This is a genomic window from Streptomyces sp. NPDC055189 (assembly GCF_053606765.1).
In genome coordinates, this window is record NZ_JBSGSG010000035.1 from 68,154 (window position 1) to 83,619 (window position 15,466).

A 15,466-nucleotide genomic window follows, 5' to 3' on the forward strand; every position below is an offset into this window, starting at 1 on the left:
GAGGAGCATGTCATGATCACGGCCGACGTCACCCCAGCGGAAGCCCCGGCAGAGGACCCGGAGGCGCTGGTGCTCGCGTCGGCGGAGTGCCGCTCCCCGTTCGGACCCGCCCGGGGCCGCTGAGCGCCCCGCCCAGCGTCGCACGCGTACTGCCGCGCCTCGCACTCGCCTACGTACGGCGGCCCCCTCCCACGGACACACGGCCGCCCCTCCCACACGCACGCACGCACGCATGCACAGGAGTCACACATGCACCACGCCTGGACAGAGACGCAGGTCGACAGCTCCCCCGGAATCGCACCGGGATTCGGACCGCCCCCCGTCTACGGCCCTGCGATCGAGGCCCACGGGCTCGGCAAGGAGTACCGGCGGGGCTGGGCGCTGCGGGACGTTTCCTTCCAGCTGCCGATCGGGCGGGTGTGCGGCCTCGTCGGCCCCAACGGCGCCGGCAAGAGCACGCTGATGGGCCTGGCCACCAACATGATCCGGCCGACGGCCGGCGCCCTGCGCGTGTTCGGCGCGGAACCGGGTTCGACGGAGGCGGTCCTGCGCACCGCGTTCCTGACCCAGGAGAAGCCGCTGTTCAAGCGCTTCACCGTGGCCGAGACCCTGCGCCTTGGCCGCGAGCTCAACCCCCTCTGGGACCAGGAGGTGGCCGAGGGCATCGTCAACGCGGGCCAGGTCCCGATGAAGGCGAGGATCGGCACGCTGTCCGGCGGTCAGCGCACCCGCGTCGCCTTCGCCCTGGCCTTCGGCAAGCGCCCCGACCTGCTCATCCTCGACGAGCCGATGTCCGATCTCGACCCGCTGGTGCGCCGCGAGCTCATGGCCACGCTGAAGGCGGAGGCGGCCGAACACGGCACGACGGTCCTGGTGTCCTCGCACATGCTCGCCGAGCTGGAGTACATCTGCGACTACCTCCTCGTCATCGCGAACGGCGGGCTGCGCCTGGCGGGCGAGGTGAACGAACTGCGCTCGGCACACGCCCTGTTCGCCACCACGGGCCACGGCGCCCACGCCGCCATCGCACCGCACACGGTCATCGAGACCCTCGGCGCCGGCGACGGAAGGCCCGGCGTCCTGGCACGCCTCAGCGCACCGATCCAGTACGGCGGTCAGGCCGAGCCGCCCACGCTGGAAGAGCTGCTTCTCGGCTATCTGCGTTCGCCCGATGCGCCCGCGCTGATCGCGCCCAGCGCGCGGGTCGGCGACATCCACGACATCATCACCCGCGACGCGCAGAAGGCTGTGACGGCATGACCACCACCCTCACTCAGGACCCGGCCCGCACGACGTCCGACGAGGGCCCGCGGAACGGACGGGGCTCCTGGCCCGCCGTCCCCCGGCTCCGCGGTACGGCCTGGCTCGTCTGGCGCCAGCACCGCGCCGCGTTCTGGACCATCATCGGCGCCACGCTCCTGGGCGTGCTCGCCATGGTCGTTCTGCGGGGACAGATGATGGACTACCTGAGCACCCTGGAACCGACCCAGAAGAAGCCCGGCGGCCTGCCGCCCGAGTTCGAGACGTACGGCAACCTCATCGCCGATTTCGGGGGCTACCTGAGCTGGTTCCCCGTCCTGGCGGGCGTCCTCCTCGGTGCCCCGTTCATCGCGGGCGACATGGAGACCGGCACCGCGAAGCTGGTGACCTCGCAGTCCGTAAGCCGGCGGCGGTGGCTCGCCACGAAGCTCGCCATGCCCGCCGCGCTGGTCGCACTGTCCACCGGCGTGCTCGCGGCCGTCTTCAGCTGGTGGTGGAACCCGGTCAAGGGGTTCGTCACACAGGTGGAGTGGACCGCAGGCTCGGTCTTCGACATCACCGGGCCCATGGCGGTGGCGTACGCCCTGCTCACGTTCACCGTGGGCGTGGCGGTCGGCCTGCTCCTGCGCCGCACGCTGGTGTCGATGGTGGTCACGCTCGGCGTCGTCGTGGCGATCGGGTTCCTCTGGGACCAGTTCCGGGTGAGCCTGGGCACCATCATGTCGGTCAGCACCGACAAGGGCGTCGGCCCCGGTGCCAAGCGGCCGGAGCTGCCCGACATGGCCGTGCAGCAGGGACAGGGCACCTACTTCCTCACCAGCTCCGGAGACCGCCTGGACTGGATGACCTGCCTAGACAAGATGGACAACGACAAGGCGCACACCGCCTGCCTGGAGTCCAAGCACGTCGTCGGCTGGAGCATGGACTACCTCCCCTTCGAGCAGATGGCCACGATGCAGTGGCTCGGAGCCGGCATCATGCTCGCCGTCACCGCCGCCGTCGTCGCTTTCATCGTGGTCTGGGGGCGCAAGCGTCTTCTGTGACGCGCGACTGACCCAACGCGAAAGGGCCCACCCCTCTGGGGTGGGCCCTTGGTGACGTCGTCCGCTCAGACGTTGAAGCGGAACTCCACCACATCCCCGTCCTGCATCACATACTCCTTGCCCTCCATGCGCGCCTTGCCCTTCGCGCGGGCCTCGGCGACCGAGCCTGTCTCCACCAGGTCCTCGAAGGAGATGACCTCGGCCTTGATGAAGCCCTTCTGGAAGTCCGTGTGGATCACGCCCGCGGCCTCGGGGGCCGTGGCGCCCCGGGGGATCGTCCAGGCGCGGGATTCCTTGGGGCCTGCCGTGAGGTAGGTCTGGAGGCCCAGCGTGCGGAAGCCCACGTGGGCCAGGGTGGCGAGGCCGGGCTCTTCCTGGCCTACCGACTGGAGGAGTTCGAGGGCCTCGTCCTCGTCCAGTTCCGCGAGGTCCGACTCCAGCTTGGCGTTGAGGAAGATCGCCTCCGCGGGGGCGACCAGGGCGCTCTGGGCGGCCTTGAAGTCGCCGTCCGTCAGCTCGTCCTCGTCCACGTTGAAGACGTAGAGGAAGGGCTTCGTCGTGAGGAGGTGCAGGTCGTGGAGGAGCTCCTCCTTGCCCGAGCCCTGGACGATGCCCGCCGAGAAGAGCGTGTCGCCCTTCTCCAGGATCGCCTGGGCCTCCTCGACCGCCTTCACCTTCGGGGCGATGTCCTTCTTGATGCGCGATTCCTTCTGGAGGCGCGGGAGGACCTTCTCGATCGTCTGGAGGTCCGCGAGGATCAGCTCCGTGTTGATCGTCTCGATGTCGTCCTTGGGCGAGACCTTGCCGTCCACGTGCACGACGTTCTCGTCCTTGAAGGCACGGATGACCTGGCAGATCGCGTCCGACTCGCGGATGTTCGCGAGGAACTTGTTGCCCAGGCCCTCGCCCTCGCTCGCGCCGCGCACGATGCCCGCGATGTCGACGAAGTCGACCGTCGCCGGGAGGACCTTCTGCGAGGAGAAGATTTCCGCCAGTTTCGTGAGGCGGGGGTCCGGGACGCCCACCACGCCGACATTCGGCTCGATCGTGGCGAACGGATAGTTGGCCGCAAGCACGTCGTTCTTGGTCAGGGCGTTGAACAGGGTCGACTTGCCGACATTGGGCAGACCGACGATTCCGATCGTGAGCGACACGTTGCGACTTCCCGTACGTGAGTGCTGTGGGTGGACGGCCCGAAGGGCCGGAGCGACCGTGGGGCGATCCCCCAGTCTACGGCGTGCGGGCCCGGCCCTCGTCGGCGTATCGCTCCACTATCGAACGCATGGCCAAGGTCGGCCAAAGCGCGTGTCTCATGCCGGATTATCGGTATGGCTCGCCCTAGGTTGGTCCGGTGGAGCAACACAGGACGCGTCCCCCTCAGCCTCCGGCCCGGCCGCGACGCACCGCACCCCTGCCACCGCAGGGCAGGCCCGGGCCCCCGCAGGGCAGGCCCGCCGAATCCGCGGCGGTCTACCGCGCCGCGTCCCGTCCCCGCCGCCCCGTCCCGCCCTTCGTACGCAAACTGCGCGCGCTGCCGCTCTACCGTACGCTCCGGGGGATGCCGAACCCGCGTCTCACGGGGCTCGGCAGCGGGCTCTTCTGCGCCGCGGTGATGTTCCTGCTCGCCTGTCTGCTGTGGCTGCTCTTCGGCAGTTCGATCGTCGCGTACGGGGTGCTCTTCCTGCCCGTGAGCGCGCTGACCGCACTGTGGGTGCGCCCCGCCGACCTGGTGACCGCACCGGTGGCCGTGCCGATCGCGTTCGCCGTCGGCCTGCTGCCGATCTCGGACAGCACCGGGGGCTTCGGCGGTCACCTCATGGGGCTCATCACGTCCCTCGCGCTGCACGCGGGCTGGCTGTACGGCGGGACGCTGGTCGCCGGTCTCATCGTGACCGTACGCAGAATCAAGCTCCTGGCTCAGCGGCGGCGGGCGCGGGCCGCCGGGGGTCCTGTGGGAGGTCCGGTCGGGGGTCCCGTCGGGCCGCGGGGGGCCAAGGGGCGGATTCCCAGCGGCCAGCGGCGCCCGCCCGTCGAGCAGTAAGGCGAGCAGAAGGGCGCGAGCAGCAGGGCGAGCCGTAAGGCGTACGGGCCCGCCGGCCGGGGCCTCTACGCCTTGCTTGCCTCCGCCGCCGCCATCGCCGCGCCCACGATCCCCGCGTTGTTCTGCAGCTGCGCCGGGACCAGCTCCGCCTTGATGCCCTTGACCAGCGGCAGGAACTTGTGGGACTTGCGGCTCACGCCGCCGCCGATGATGAAGAGCTCGGGCGAGAAGAGCATCTCCACGTGCGCCAGATACTTCTGGACGCGGTGCGCCCAGTGCTCCCAGCTGAGGTCCTCGTCCTCCTTGGCCTTGGACGAGGCGCGCTTCTCCGCGTCGTGCCCGTGCAGCTCCAGGTGGCCCAGTTCGGTGTTGGGGACGAGGCGGCCGCCGGTGAAGAGTGCGCTTCCGATGCCGGTGCCGAGGGTGAGCAGGATGACCGTGCCCTTGCGGCCGCGGCCCGCGCCGAAGTGCATCTCGGCCACGCCCGCCGCGTCCGCGTCGTTGAGGACGGTGACGGGGGCGCCGCCGCCGAGCCGGTCCGCGACCAGGTTCTCGATGTCCGTGCCGATCCAGCTCTTGTCCACGTTGGCGGCCGTACGCGCCGTGCCGCCCGTGATCACGCCGGGGAACGTGGCGCCGATGGGACCCGTCCAGCCGAAGTGCTCGACGACCTCGCGCACCTTGTCGGCCACGCCGTCGGGCGTGGCCGGCTGCGGGGTGAGCACCTTGTGCCGCTCTTTTGCCAGGTCACCGCGGTCCAGGTCCACGGGAGCGCCCTTGATCCCGGAACCGCCGATGTCCACACCGAAGATCTGCATGAGACCCACCGTACGGTGAGTGCCTGGCCCGCGCGTTACTTCTGTGACAGCTCCGCGGCCTCGGCGCGCAGGTCGCGGCGGAGCTCCTTGGGCAGCGAGAAGGTGATCGACTCGTCGGCCGTCTTCACCGTCTCCACGTCCCCGTAGCCCCGCTCGGCCAGCCACTCGATGACGCCGTCCACCAGGACGTCCGGCACGGAGGCGCCCGAGGTGAGGCCGACCGTGCTCACGCCTTCGAGCCACGCCTCGTCGATCTCGTCGGCGTTGTCGACGAGGTGCGAGGCGGGCGCGCCCGCGTCGAGGGCGACCTCGACCATGCGGATCGAGTTCGAGGAGTTCTTGGAGCCGACGACGATGACGAGCTCGGCGTCCTCCGCCAGCTTCTTCACCGCGATCTGGCGGTTCTGCGTGGCGTAGCAGATGTCGTCGCTCGGCGGGGAGATCAGGCCGGGGAACTTGGTCTTGAGGGCGTCGACCGTCTCCATGGTCTCGTCGACCGAGAGCGTGGTCTGCGAGAGCCAGACGACCCTGTCCGGGTCACGGACCTCTACGTTCGCGACGTCCTCGGGGCCGTCGACGAGCGTGATGTGGTCGGGCGCCTCACCGGACGTGCCGATGACCTCCTCGTGGCCCTCGTGGCCGATCAGGAGGATGTCGAAGTCGTCCTTGGCGTACCGGACGGCTTCCTTGTGGACCTTCGTGACCAGGGGGCACGTCGCGTCGATGGTCGCCAGTTTCCGCTCGGCGGCCTCGGCGTGGACCGTCGGCGCCACCCCGTGCGCGGAGAACATGACGATGGAGCCCTCGGGGACCTCGGCCGTCTGGTCGACGAAGATCGCGCCCTTCTTCTCCAGGGTCTGCACCACGTACTTGTTGTGAACGATCTCGTGGCGGACGTAGATCGGAGACCCGTACTGCTCAAGGGCCTTCTCGACGGCGATCACGGCACGGTCCACACCCGCGCAATAGCCGCGGGGGGCGGCGAGCAGGACTCGGCGGGCAGGAGTCGAAGCAGTCATACCCCCCATCGTAAGGCCGAGCCCAGCGCGTCAAAGATCGCCTTCTTGGGGAGACTGGAGGCCTGCGTTCACTTACGGAGGCATGATGTCCGGTTACTCCGGCAACTCAGACACGACGGCCGGTGGTGCCCATCCCGGTGGCGGCGATTCCGGCGGCGGCACTCCCGGTGGCGGACATCCCGGTAGCGGTCATCCCGGTAGCGGTCATCCCGGCACCGCTGCCGAAGGCGACGGCCTCCGGCGCAGTCTCAGCTTCCGTGACCTTGTCGTCTACGGGTTGCTGTTCATCGCCCCGATGGCGCCGGTCGGCGTCTTCGGGACGCTCGACGCCAAGTCGCACGGCGCCGTTGCACTCGTCTACATCATCGCCACGATCGCGATGGCGTTCACCGCTTTCAGCTACGCCCAGATGGTGAAGGTGATCCCCCGGGCGGGCTCCGTCTTCGCCTACGCGCGCGTGGGGCTCGGCAACGGCCCCGGATTCATCGCCGGGTGGATGGCGATGCTCGACTATCTCCTCATCCCGGCCGTCGCCTATCTCTTCTCCGGCATCGCGATGGAGGCGCTCGTGCCTTCGGTGTCGCGGTGGGTGTGGACGGCGATCGCGGTCCTGGTGACGACCGCGCTGAACCTCTGGGGCGTACGGGCCGCTGCGCGGGTCGGGTTCCTGGTGCTCGCGATGGAGATCGTGGTCCTCCTTGTCTTCGTGGTGTCGGCGATCGTCGTCCTCGCCACGGACGGGGCGCAGCGGGACTGGCTCTCGCCGCTGAGCGGGGACGGCACGCAGGGGGCGTTCGCGCTGGGGGCCGTGGTGGGGGCGGTGTCGGTGGCGGTGCTCTCCTATCTGGGCTTCGACGCGATCGCCTCGTTCGCGGAGGAGGTGACGGGGGGTTCGGCGAAGGTGGCGCGGGCGGTGCTGTGCTGTCTGGGGCTCGCCGGTGTGCTGTTCATCGCCCAGACGTATCTGGTCGCTCTGCTCGAACCGATGTCGTCGGCGCAGCTCGCCGCCGAGCCGGCCGCGCAGGGGTCCGCCTTCTACGATGCGGTCGACTCGGCGGTCGGGGACTGGCTCCACGACCTGGTGGCCGTCAGCAAGGCGATCGGCGCGGCGTTCGCCGCGCTGGCCGGGCAGGCCGCGGCGGGGCGGCTGCTGTTCGCCATGGCGCGTGACCGGCGGCTGCCGGGGGCTCTGTCGCGGACCGATTCGGGTACGCCTCGGCTTGCCTTGCTGTGTGCGGCTGTCGTGACGCTGGTGGCCGCGGTGTGGGCGGCTCGGCGGGACGACGGTATGGATCACCTGGTCTCGGTGGTGAATGTGGGTGCCTTGACCGCGTTCGTGTTGTTGCACGCGAGCGTGGTGGGGTGGTTTGCCGTGCGGCGGGAAGGGGGGCCCGTGAGTTGGTGGCGGCATTTGTTGGTGCCGGTGCTCGGGGCCGCGATCACTATTGCCGTGATTGTCGAGGCTGCGGGGTCCGCGCAGGTGGTGGGGTTGATCTGGTTTGTTGTGGGGCTTGCGGTGCTTTTGGGGCAGCGGGCTCGTCGTGGGGAGTCCTAGACCGCCGCTTTGCCTGGCAGGGTGCCCGGCGGGTGTCCTGGACCGCCGCTTCGCGGCGGATGTCTCCCGCCCGCCCGCCCGAAACTCCGCGTCCGGTTCTCGACGTAGGAGCGGTGGGGCGTCGGCGGGTGGGTGGGGGGCGATCACGAGCGCAGCTCGGCGGGAGGTGGGTGCGGCCTAGGTGGGCGGGTGGGTGGGGCGTCGGGCGTCACCGTGGGGCAGGCTCGCCCTCCGGAACGAGTGACCCGGTCTGTCAGAGGGGGCCTATACGCTCGGGGTATGGCCTTGAATACGTCTGCTGATGCTCCGCTGCCCGTCGGTGAGGTGTCGCGGCTTATCGGTGGGTGGATCGATCGGCTCGGTGCCGTGTGGGTCGAGGGGCAGATCACGCAGTTGTCCCGCAGGCCCGGCGCCGGCGTGGTGTTCATGACGTTGCGCGATCCCTCGCACGACATCTCCGTCAGCGTCACCTGTTACCGCCAGGTGTTCGACGCCGTCGCGGACGTCGTATCCGAGGGCGCCCGGGTCGTCGTCCACGCCAAGCCCGAGTGGTACGCACCCAGGGGGCAGCTGTCCCTGCGGGCCGTCGAGATAAAGCCCGTCGGCGTGGGTGAACTGCTCGCGCGCATCGAGCAGTTGAAGAAGAGTCTCGCCGGCGAGGGACTCTTCGCCGCCGACCGGAAGAAGGCGCTGCCCTTCCTGCCCCAGCTCATCGGGCTCGTCACGGGCCGCGCCTCCGCCGCCGAGCGTGACGTCCTGGAGAACGCCCGGCACCGCTGGCCCGCCGTCCGCTTCGAGGTGCGCAACGTCCCCGTCCAGGGCGTGCACGCCGTGCCCCAGGTCGTACAGGCCGTGAAGGAGCTCGACGCGCTCGACGCCGTGGACGTGATCATCGTGGCCCGCGGCGGCGGCAGCGTGGAGGATCTGCTGCCGTTCTCGGACGAGCAGCTCGTCCGGGCCGTCGCCTCCTGCCGTACGCCCGTCGTCTCCGCGATCGGCCACGAGCCGGACAACCCCCTGCTCGATTACGTGGCCGACCTGCGCGCCTCCACCCCGACCGACGCCGCCAAGAAGGTCGTCCCTGACGTCGGCGAGGAGTACGAGCGCGTGCGGTGGCTGCGGGACCGGGCCCGGCGCTGCATGGACGCCTTCCTGGACCGCGAGGACCGCGGCCTTGCGCACGCCCTCGCCCGTCCCTCCATGGAGAATCCGCACCGCATGATCGAGGAGCGCGAGGAGCAGGTCTCGGCGCTCGTCGACCGCAGCCGCCGCACGCTCGGGCATCTCCTCGACCGCGCCGAGTCGGAGCTGACGCACACCCACGCGCGCGTGGTGGGCCTCTCCCCCGCCGCGACGCTCCAGCGGGGTTACGCGGTGCTGCAGAAGACCGACGGCTCGGTGGTGCGGGCCTCGGAGGACGTGGCCGCCGACGAGGAGCTGCGGGCGCGGGTCGCCGAGGGCGAGTTCACCGTACGGACCGTAGACCCGTAGACCCGTAGAGCCGCAGAAGCAGCGCAGCGTCACGCACGCCGCACAAGCCGTACGAACCGACATTTAGGGTGGGGCACATGACCAGCAAGACGGACGAGGCCACGAGCCCGGCGGACGCGCTCGGCTACGAGCAGGCGCGGGACGAGCTCATCGAGGTCGTACGCCGCCTGGAGACGGGCGGCACCACGCTCGAGGAGTCGCTCGCCCTGTGGGAGCGCGGCGAAGAGCTGGCCAAGGTGTGCCGCCGCTGGCTGGACGGTGCCCGCGCCCGCCTGGACGCGGCCCTCGCGGGGCCGGACGGGGACAGCGACGAGGACGAGGCCGCGGACGACGCCTGAGGCGTCGGCCGGGCGGGACCACGTCCGCGACCTGGTGCGATGTGAAGCGGATCACCTCACGACCGATTTGGTTGAAACTTAAACCGCAACGTCGTACGGTCGGTACCGGAAGCTGATCCATGCTCCACGCACGTATCGCAACGCAACGCACCGAGAAGGTTGATCCATGTCTCTCGTCCTTGACCCCGCCGCACAGGACCTGCTCTTCCGCGAGGCCCGCACCGCGAACTCCTTCACCGATGAGCCGGTCACCGACGAGCAGGTGCAGGCGATCTACGACCTGGTCAAGTTCGGCCCGACCGCCTTCAACCTCTCGTCGCTGCGCGTCACGCTGGTCCGCTCCCCCGAGGCCCGCGAGCGCCTCGTCCAGCACATGGCCGAGGGCAACCAGCCGAAGACCGCGTCCGCCCCGCTCGTCGCGATCCTCTCCGCGGACAACGAGTTCCACGAGGAGCTCCCGGCGCTGTTCCCGCACTTCCCGCAGGCCAAGGACGTCTTCTTCTCGGAGCGCCCGGCCCGCGAAGGTGCCGCGCACCTGAACGCCGCGCTCCAGGCCGCCTACTTCATCATCGGCGTGCGCGCCGCCGGCCTGGCCGCGGGCCCGATGACCGGCTTCGACGCCGCCGGCGTCCAGAAGGAGTTCCTGGACGGCGACCACACCCCGCTGATGGTCGTCAACATCGGCAAGCCCGCCGAGAACGCCTGGTTCCCGCGCTCCCCGCGCCTTGAGTTCGACCAGGTCATCGAGACCGTCTGAGACTGAGCCAGCCAGCCGGGCGAGCAGCCAGGCAGGCAAACAGCAAGTCAGTACGAGTGAGGGCCCCGGCGGCAGCGCCGGGGCCCTCACTCGGTTGTACGCACACGCATCAGGACGTCTTCAGCGCCTGCGCCATCTCCGTCAGCTTGCCGAACGACGCCGTGCCCGCGACCACCGTCGTCGCACCCTTGTCCTCGCGCACCAGGGCGTCGTACGTCTGCCCCTTGTAGCGGTGCCAGGTCTGGCCGCCGATCTCCTCGGTGGCCTTCGTCCGCACGGCCCGCTGCGTGGCCTCTTCGATGAACTTGACCGGCTTCGCCGTGGACTGCTTGACCGCCACGTACTCACCGGACGGGTCGAGGTAGCCCAGGTGCCAGCTGTCGCCCTTGGAGCCGTCGAACCGCACCGACGTCGGCTTCCACGTCTTGGCCAGGCCCTCGGGAGCGGCCACCGGGTAGGCCGCCGCGCGTCGCGCGCTCAGCAGCTCGACCCTGTAGTCGACGCGCTTGACGGGGCTCTTGGAGTCGTCGTGCGGGATGAAGACGTACATCGCGCCGGCGACGAGAACGATCACCGCCATCGACCACAGCATGTTCCGTACGGTCTGCTTGCCTTGTCTGCCTGCCACGACCCCATGTTCTCAGGCGCCGGAGAGAGATCTTCCCCCGGTGCCGCCGAAGTGCCCGATCCGCTCATGCGTGGGGCCCTCTGCTCATTTTGTCGGCCTGCGGATAGAGTCGAGCCACACCCTCATCCGGCCGTCGTCGTATCAGCAGAAAGGTGCGCTCCGATGACCGAGCATCAGCATCATCTCCCCTCCGAGCTCGAAGTCTCTCCCGAGGCTCCCGACCGCAACCTCGCCCTGGAGCTCGTCCGGGTCACCGAGGCCGCCGCCATGGCCGCGGGCCGCTGGGTCGGCCGCGGCGACAAGATCGGCGCCGACGGCGCCGCCGTCAGGGCCATGCGGACCCTCGTCTCCACCGTCTCGATGAACGGCATCGTCGTCATCGGTGAGGGCGAGAAGGACGAGGCCCCGATGCTCTTCAACGGAGAGCGGATCGGCGACAGCACCGGCGCGGAGGTCGACATCGCCGTCGACCCGATCGACGGCACGACCCTGTGCGCGAAGGGGATGCCGAACGCCATCGCCGTGCTCGCCGCCGCCGACCGCGGCGCCATGTTCGACCCGTCCGCGGTCTTCTACATGGACAAGCTGGTCACGGGCCCGGAGGCCGCGGACTACGTCGACATCAACGCCCCGGCGTCCGTCAACATCCGCCGCGTCGCCAAGGCCAAGGGCCGTTCGCCCGAGGACGTCACGGTCATGATCCTCGACCGCCCCCGCCACGAGGGCATCGTCAAGGAGATCCGCGAGACCGGCGCGCGCATCAAGTTCATCTCGGACGGCGACGTCGCCGGTTCGATCATGGCGGTACGCGAAGGCACCGGCGTCGACATGCTCATGGGCATCGGCGGCACCCCGGAGGGCATCATCTCGGCCTGCGCGATCAAGTGCCTGGGCGGTGTGATCCAGGGCAAGCTGTGGCCCAAGGACGACGCCGAGCGCCAGCGCGCGCTCGACGCGGGGCACGACCTGGACCGCACCCTCTCGACGACCGACCTGGTCCAGGGGGACAACGTCTTCTTCGTCGCGACCGGCATCACGGACGGCGAGCTGCTCCAGGGCGTTCGCTACGCCGCGGAGACGGCCTCGACCTCGTCCCTGGTGATGCGCTCCAAGTCGGGCACGATCCGCAAGATCGACTCGGACCACCGGCTCAAGAAGCTGCGCGCGTACAGCGCCATCGACTTCGACCGCGCCAAGTAGTCCGGCCGCGCCAAGTAGGCTGCACAGCGCGCGAGTTGCGCACGACAGAGGGGGCGCCCCGTGCGGGGGACGCCCCCTCCGTTGCGTACGAAGGGTTACCCCGCGGCGGCGATGGGCCCCGCGGACGTGTGTGCGGCCTTCTTGAGCTCCACCTCGCGCCGGCGCCGCCTGGCGAGCACCACGCGGCGCTCGGCGGCCGTGAGACCGCCCCAGACTCCGTACGGCTCGGGCTGGAGCAGTGCGTGCTCCCGGCACTCGACCATCACGGGACAGCGGGCGCAGACCCGCTTCGCGGCTTCCTCGCGGGAGAGGCGTGAGGCGGTTGGCTCCTTGGACGGGGCGAAGAACAGCCCGGCTTCGTCTCGGCGGCACACCGCCTCGGTGTGCCATGGAGCGTCTTGGTTCCTATCGCGCACTGGCACCCGCGGGGCCGGAACAGCGGCGACCTGCAGGGACTGATGCGACGGCTGCAGCACGGGTCTACTCCTGACGACGGCTTCGCGAGCGAGAGACGATGCAGCAAGCTCTACCCGCTGTGCATGCGCCTATGCACTGAGTTCCGATGTACGAAAGTTCGCGCCGTCAGTGACGGAGTGCGCGCCTGCTCCGGTGGCCGGATGCGCCCCCCTCGTTCAGTGCCCGAGATGCTTGCGCAGCTGCTTGTGCAGGTCCCGGACGAGCTTGCCCCGCTTGGGCTTCGCCTCGATGTTGCCCAGGACCGCGTAGCCGTCGACGTAGACCACAGGGGCGTCCTGTTCGGCCGAATCGAGCATGTCCACCTCGAAGTTGCCGAGCACGCCGGTGCCGCTGCCCCGCAGCGAGATGTTCTCCGGGACGCGGATCTCCACGTTGCCGAAGACGGAGACCGCCTTGATGACGACCTGCCGCTGCTCGAAGATCGCCTCGCTGAGGTCTATCTCCACGTTGCCGAAAATCGCGTACGCGTGCGTGCGGCGGCCCACGCGCCAGCGGCCCTTGCGCACGGAGCTGCTGAAGACCGCGACCAGGTTCTCGTCGGCCACCGGGGGCACCGCGCCGTCCGAGGGCCGGACGGGGGCGGGTTCGGGCCTCGCCGTCGACCGCCCCGCGCCGCTCGCCGCGGGCAGGTCACTGACCAGCGGCTCCAGTTCACCCATGGTCTTGGCGCGGTAGACACCGTCGATCCGCTCGCCGTGCTCCTCGGCGGTCAGCCGGCCCTCGGCGAGGGCCTCGCGCAGGATGTCCGCCGTGCGGTCCCGGTCGGCGTCCGATGCGCGCAGGCCTGTCGGCTGCGGTTCCGGGTGGGTCTGCTGGGGGCGCTTGTCTAGGTCCACACCACTCAGCGTACCCAAACGCGATAGATCGCGACTACCCCTGCAACACCCCGAACGACCCCCGAGGAAACCCCGAGGGACCCCCGTGCCGCCCAGTGGACCCCGAAGTCTCCCTACTGAGCCTTACCTCACAGGCTCAGCCCGATGCGCGCGTTCTACGCTGGTTGGCGCGCCGCCAATGGAGGCCGCGCCGCTGTCTGCCGAGTGAGGAATGGCCGTAATGCCAGAGTTTGAGTACTCCGATCTGCTCCCCCTGGGAGAGGACACCACGCCGTACCGGCTGGTGACCTCCGAGGGTGTCTCCACATTCGAGGCCGACGGGCGGACGTTCCTCAAGATCGATCCCGCGGCGCTGCGCACGCTCGCCGCCGAGGCGATCCACGACATCCAGCACTACCTGCGGCCCGCGCACCTGGCCCAGCTGCGGCGCATCATCGACGACCCCGAGGCATCGGGCAACGACAAGTTCGTGGCGCTCGACCTGCTGAAGAACGCGAACATCGCGGCGGCGGGCGTACTCCCCATGTGCCAGGACACCGGCACGGCGATCGTCATGGGCAAGCGCGGACAGAACGTCCTCACCGAAGGTGAGGACGAGAAGGCGCTCTCCAAGGGCATCTACGACGCGTACACGAAGCTGAACCTGCGCTACTCCCAGATGGCCCCGCTGAACATGTGGGAGGAGAAGAACACCGGCTCCAACCTCCCGGCCCAGATCGAGCTGTACGCGACCGACGGCGGCGCCTACAAGTTCCTCTTCATGGCCAAGGGCGGCGGCTCCGCCAACAAGTCGTTCCTCTACCAGGAGACGAAGGCCGTCCTGAACGAGGCCTCCATGATGAAGTTCCTGGAGGAGAAGATCCGCTCCCTGGGTACGGCCGCCTGCCCGCCGTACCACCTGGCGATCGTCGTCGGCGGCACCAGCGCCGAGTTCGCCCTGAAGACCGCGAAGTACGCCTCCGCGCACTACCTGGACGAGCTGCCCTCTTCAGGTTCCCCGACCGGGCACGGCTTCCGGGACAAGGAGCTGGAGGAGAAGGTCTTCGAGCTCACCCAGAAGATCGGCATCGGCGCGCAGTTCGGCGGCAAGTACTTCTGCCACGACGTGCGCGTGGTGCGCCTGCCGCGCCACGGCGCCTCGCTGCCCGTCGCGATCGCCGTCTCCTGCTCGGCCGACCGCCAGGCCACCGCGAAGATCACCGCCGAGGGCGTCTTCCTGGAGCAGCTGGAGACCGACCCGGCGCGCTTCCTGCCGGAGACCACGGACGAGCACCTGGGCGAGGAGGAGAACGTCGTCAAGATCGATCTCAACCGGCCCATGGACGACATCCTCGCCGAGCTCACCAAGCACCCGGTGAAGACCCGCCTCTCGCTCACCGGCCCCCTCGTCGTGGCCCGCGACATCGCGCACGCCAAGATCAAGGAGCGGCTCGACGCGGGCGAGGAGATGCCGCAGTACCTGAAGGACCACCCGGTCTACTACGCGGGCCCCGCCAAGACCCCCGAGGGCTACGCCTCCGGCTCCTTCGGCCCGACCACCGCCGGGCGCATGGACTCCTACGTGGAGCAGTTCCAGGCGGCGGGCGGCTCCAAGGTCATGCTCGCCAAGGGCAACCGCTCCAAACAGGTCACCGACGCCTGCGACGCGCACGGCGGCTTCTACCTGGGCTCGATCGGCGGCCCCGCCGCGCGCCTCGCCCAGGACTGCATCAAGAAGGTCGAGGTCGTCGAGTACGAAGAGCTCGGCATGGAGGCGGTCTGGAAGATCGAGGTCGAGGACTTCCCGGCCTTCATCGTCGTCGACGACAAGGGCAACGACTTCTTCCAGAACCCGGCCCCGGAGCCGACGTTCACTCACATCCCGGTGCGCGGCCCCGGCCTGGCGTAGCACCCCTGGCACAGCACCACGGAAGGGCCCTCCACGCGCGCGGGGGGGGGCCGTCCGCATCCAAAAGGCCCACCACCCGACAGGCGAACCGCAGGGGCGCCGCCCCCCCGCCCGG

The 15,466-nt window shown here is 69.7% G+C and carries 15 protein-coding genes; 9 read left to right on the top strand and 6 right to left on the bottom strand.

Annotated features, from left to right (window positions below; translation table 11 throughout):
* The first annotated feature begins 249 nt into the window (after positions 1 to 249).
* The gene (locus tag ACWFR3_RS24180; protein WP_453736702.1) at positions 250 to 1,260 is read left to right on the top strand and encodes an ABC transporter ATP-binding protein; all 1,011 of its coding nucleotides are present in this window, start codon (positions 250 to 252) and stop codon (positions 1,258 to 1,260) included.
* On the top strand, positions 1,257 to 2,303 hold the full coding sequence (locus tag ACWFR3_RS24185; RefSeq protein ID WP_453736703.1) for an ABC transporter permease: 1,047 nt from the start codon (positions 1,257 to 1,259) through the stop codon (positions 2,301 to 2,303). Before ACWFR3_RS24180 ends, ACWFR3_RS24185 begins: the two co-directional genes overlap by 4 nt.
* A 65-nt stretch (positions 2,304 to 2,368) precedes the next feature.
* Here ACWFR3_RS24185 and ychF read toward each other — a convergent pair whose 3' ends face one another.
* Complete coding sequence (gene ychF / locus ACWFR3_RS24190) at positions 2,369 to 3,457, bottom strand: redox-regulated ATPase YchF (RefSeq protein WP_453736704.1); 1,089 nt, start codon at positions 3,455 to 3,457, stop codon at positions 2,369 to 2,371.
* A 404-nt stretch (positions 3,458 to 3,861) separates the two neighbouring features.
* Between ychF and ACWFR3_RS24195 the strand changes: the two genes are divergently transcribed.
* Entirely contained in the window at positions 3,862 to 4,344 is a 483-nt protein-coding gene (locus ACWFR3_RS24195) for a DUF6542 domain-containing protein (RefSeq protein ID WP_453736705.1), read from the top strand.
* A 65-nt stretch (positions 4,345 to 4,409) separates the two neighbouring features.
* Here the strand turns inward: ACWFR3_RS24195 and ppgK are convergent, their stop codons facing one another.
* Entirely contained in the window at positions 4,410 to 5,162 is a 753-nt protein-coding gene (gene ppgK / locus ACWFR3_RS24200; protein WP_453736706.1) for a polyphosphate--glucose phosphotransferase, read from the bottom strand.
* A 35-nt stretch (positions 5,163 to 5,197) separates the two neighbouring features.
* Entirely contained in the window at positions 5,198 to 6,190 is a 993-nt protein-coding gene (locus ACWFR3_RS24205) for a 4-hydroxy-3-methylbut-2-enyl diphosphate reductase (RefSeq protein ID WP_453736707.1), read from the bottom strand.
* Positions 6,191 to 6,266: 76 nt separating this feature from the next.
* On the opposite strand from ACWFR3_RS24205, the gene ACWFR3_RS24210 reads away from it, so the two are divergent.
* The 4 genes from ACWFR3_RS24210 to ACWFR3_RS24225 all read left to right on the top strand — a co-directional run bounded on the left by ACWFR3_RS24210 (position 6,267) and on the right by ACWFR3_RS24225 (position 10,322).
* The gene (locus tag ACWFR3_RS24210) at positions 6,267 to 7,736 is read left to right on the top strand and encodes an APC family permease (protein ID WP_453736708.1); all 1,470 of its coding nucleotides are present in this window, start codon (positions 6,267 to 6,269) and stop codon (positions 7,734 to 7,736) included.
* A 279-nt stretch (positions 7,737 to 8,015) separates the two neighbouring features.
* On the top strand, positions 8,016 to 9,227 hold the full coding sequence (gene xseA / locus ACWFR3_RS24215) for an exodeoxyribonuclease VII large subunit (protein WP_453736709.1): 1,212 nt from the start codon (positions 8,016 to 8,018) through the stop codon (positions 9,225 to 9,227).
* A 77-nt stretch (positions 9,228 to 9,304) separates the two neighbouring features.
* On the top strand, positions 9,305 to 9,565 hold the full coding sequence (locus ACWFR3_RS24220; protein ID WP_453736710.1) for an exodeoxyribonuclease VII small subunit: 261 nt from the start codon (positions 9,305 to 9,307) through the stop codon (positions 9,563 to 9,565).
* 166 nt (positions 9,566 to 9,731) lie between these two features.
* A complete protein-coding gene (locus ACWFR3_RS24225) occupies positions 9,732 to 10,322 on the top strand; it encodes a malonic semialdehyde reductase (protein WP_453736711.1) in 591 nt (196 codons plus the stop codon).
* A gap of 109 nt (positions 10,323 to 10,431) precedes the next feature.
* Here the strand turns inward: ACWFR3_RS24225 and ACWFR3_RS24230 are convergent, their stop codons facing one another.
* Positions 10,432 to 10,950 (bottom strand): DUF4245 domain-containing protein, encoded by a 519-nt coding sequence (locus tag ACWFR3_RS24230; RefSeq protein ID WP_453736712.1) that lies wholly within the window; start codon positions 10,948 to 10,950, stop codon positions 10,432 to 10,434.
* A 162-nt stretch (positions 10,951 to 11,112) separates the two neighbouring features.
* On the opposite strand from ACWFR3_RS24230, the gene glpX reads away from it, so the two are divergent.
* Positions 11,113 to 12,150: a class II fructose-bisphosphatase gene (glpX, locus tag ACWFR3_RS24235; protein WP_453736713.1), complete on the top strand. Its 1,038-nt coding sequence runs from the start codon at positions 11,113 to 11,115 to the stop codon at positions 12,148 to 12,150.
* A gap of 95 nt (positions 12,151 to 12,245) precedes the next feature.
* Here the strand turns inward: glpX and ACWFR3_RS24240 are convergent, their stop codons facing one another.
* Together ACWFR3_RS24240 and ACWFR3_RS24245 are read right to left on the bottom strand one after the other, a co-directional pair.
* Positions 12,246 to 12,626, bottom strand: a complete 381-nt coding sequence (locus tag ACWFR3_RS24240; protein ID WP_190086352.1) for a WhiB family transcriptional regulator — start codon at positions 12,624 to 12,626, stop codon at positions 12,246 to 12,248.
* Between the two features lie 156 nt (positions 12,627 to 12,782).
* Complete coding sequence (locus ACWFR3_RS24245) at positions 12,783 to 13,463, bottom strand: DUF1707 SHOCT-like domain-containing protein (RefSeq protein ID WP_453736714.1); 681 nt, start codon at positions 13,461 to 13,463, stop codon at positions 12,783 to 12,785.
* Positions 13,464 to 13,683: 220 nt separating this feature from the next.
* Here ACWFR3_RS24245 and ACWFR3_RS24250 point away from each other — a divergent pair, with 220 nt between their 5' ends.
* Positions 13,684 to 15,351: a fumarate hydratase gene (locus ACWFR3_RS24250; protein ID WP_453736715.1), complete on the top strand. Its 1,668-nt coding sequence runs from the start codon at positions 13,684 to 13,686 to the stop codon at positions 15,349 to 15,351.
* Positions 15,352 to 15,466 lie beyond the last annotated feature (115 nt).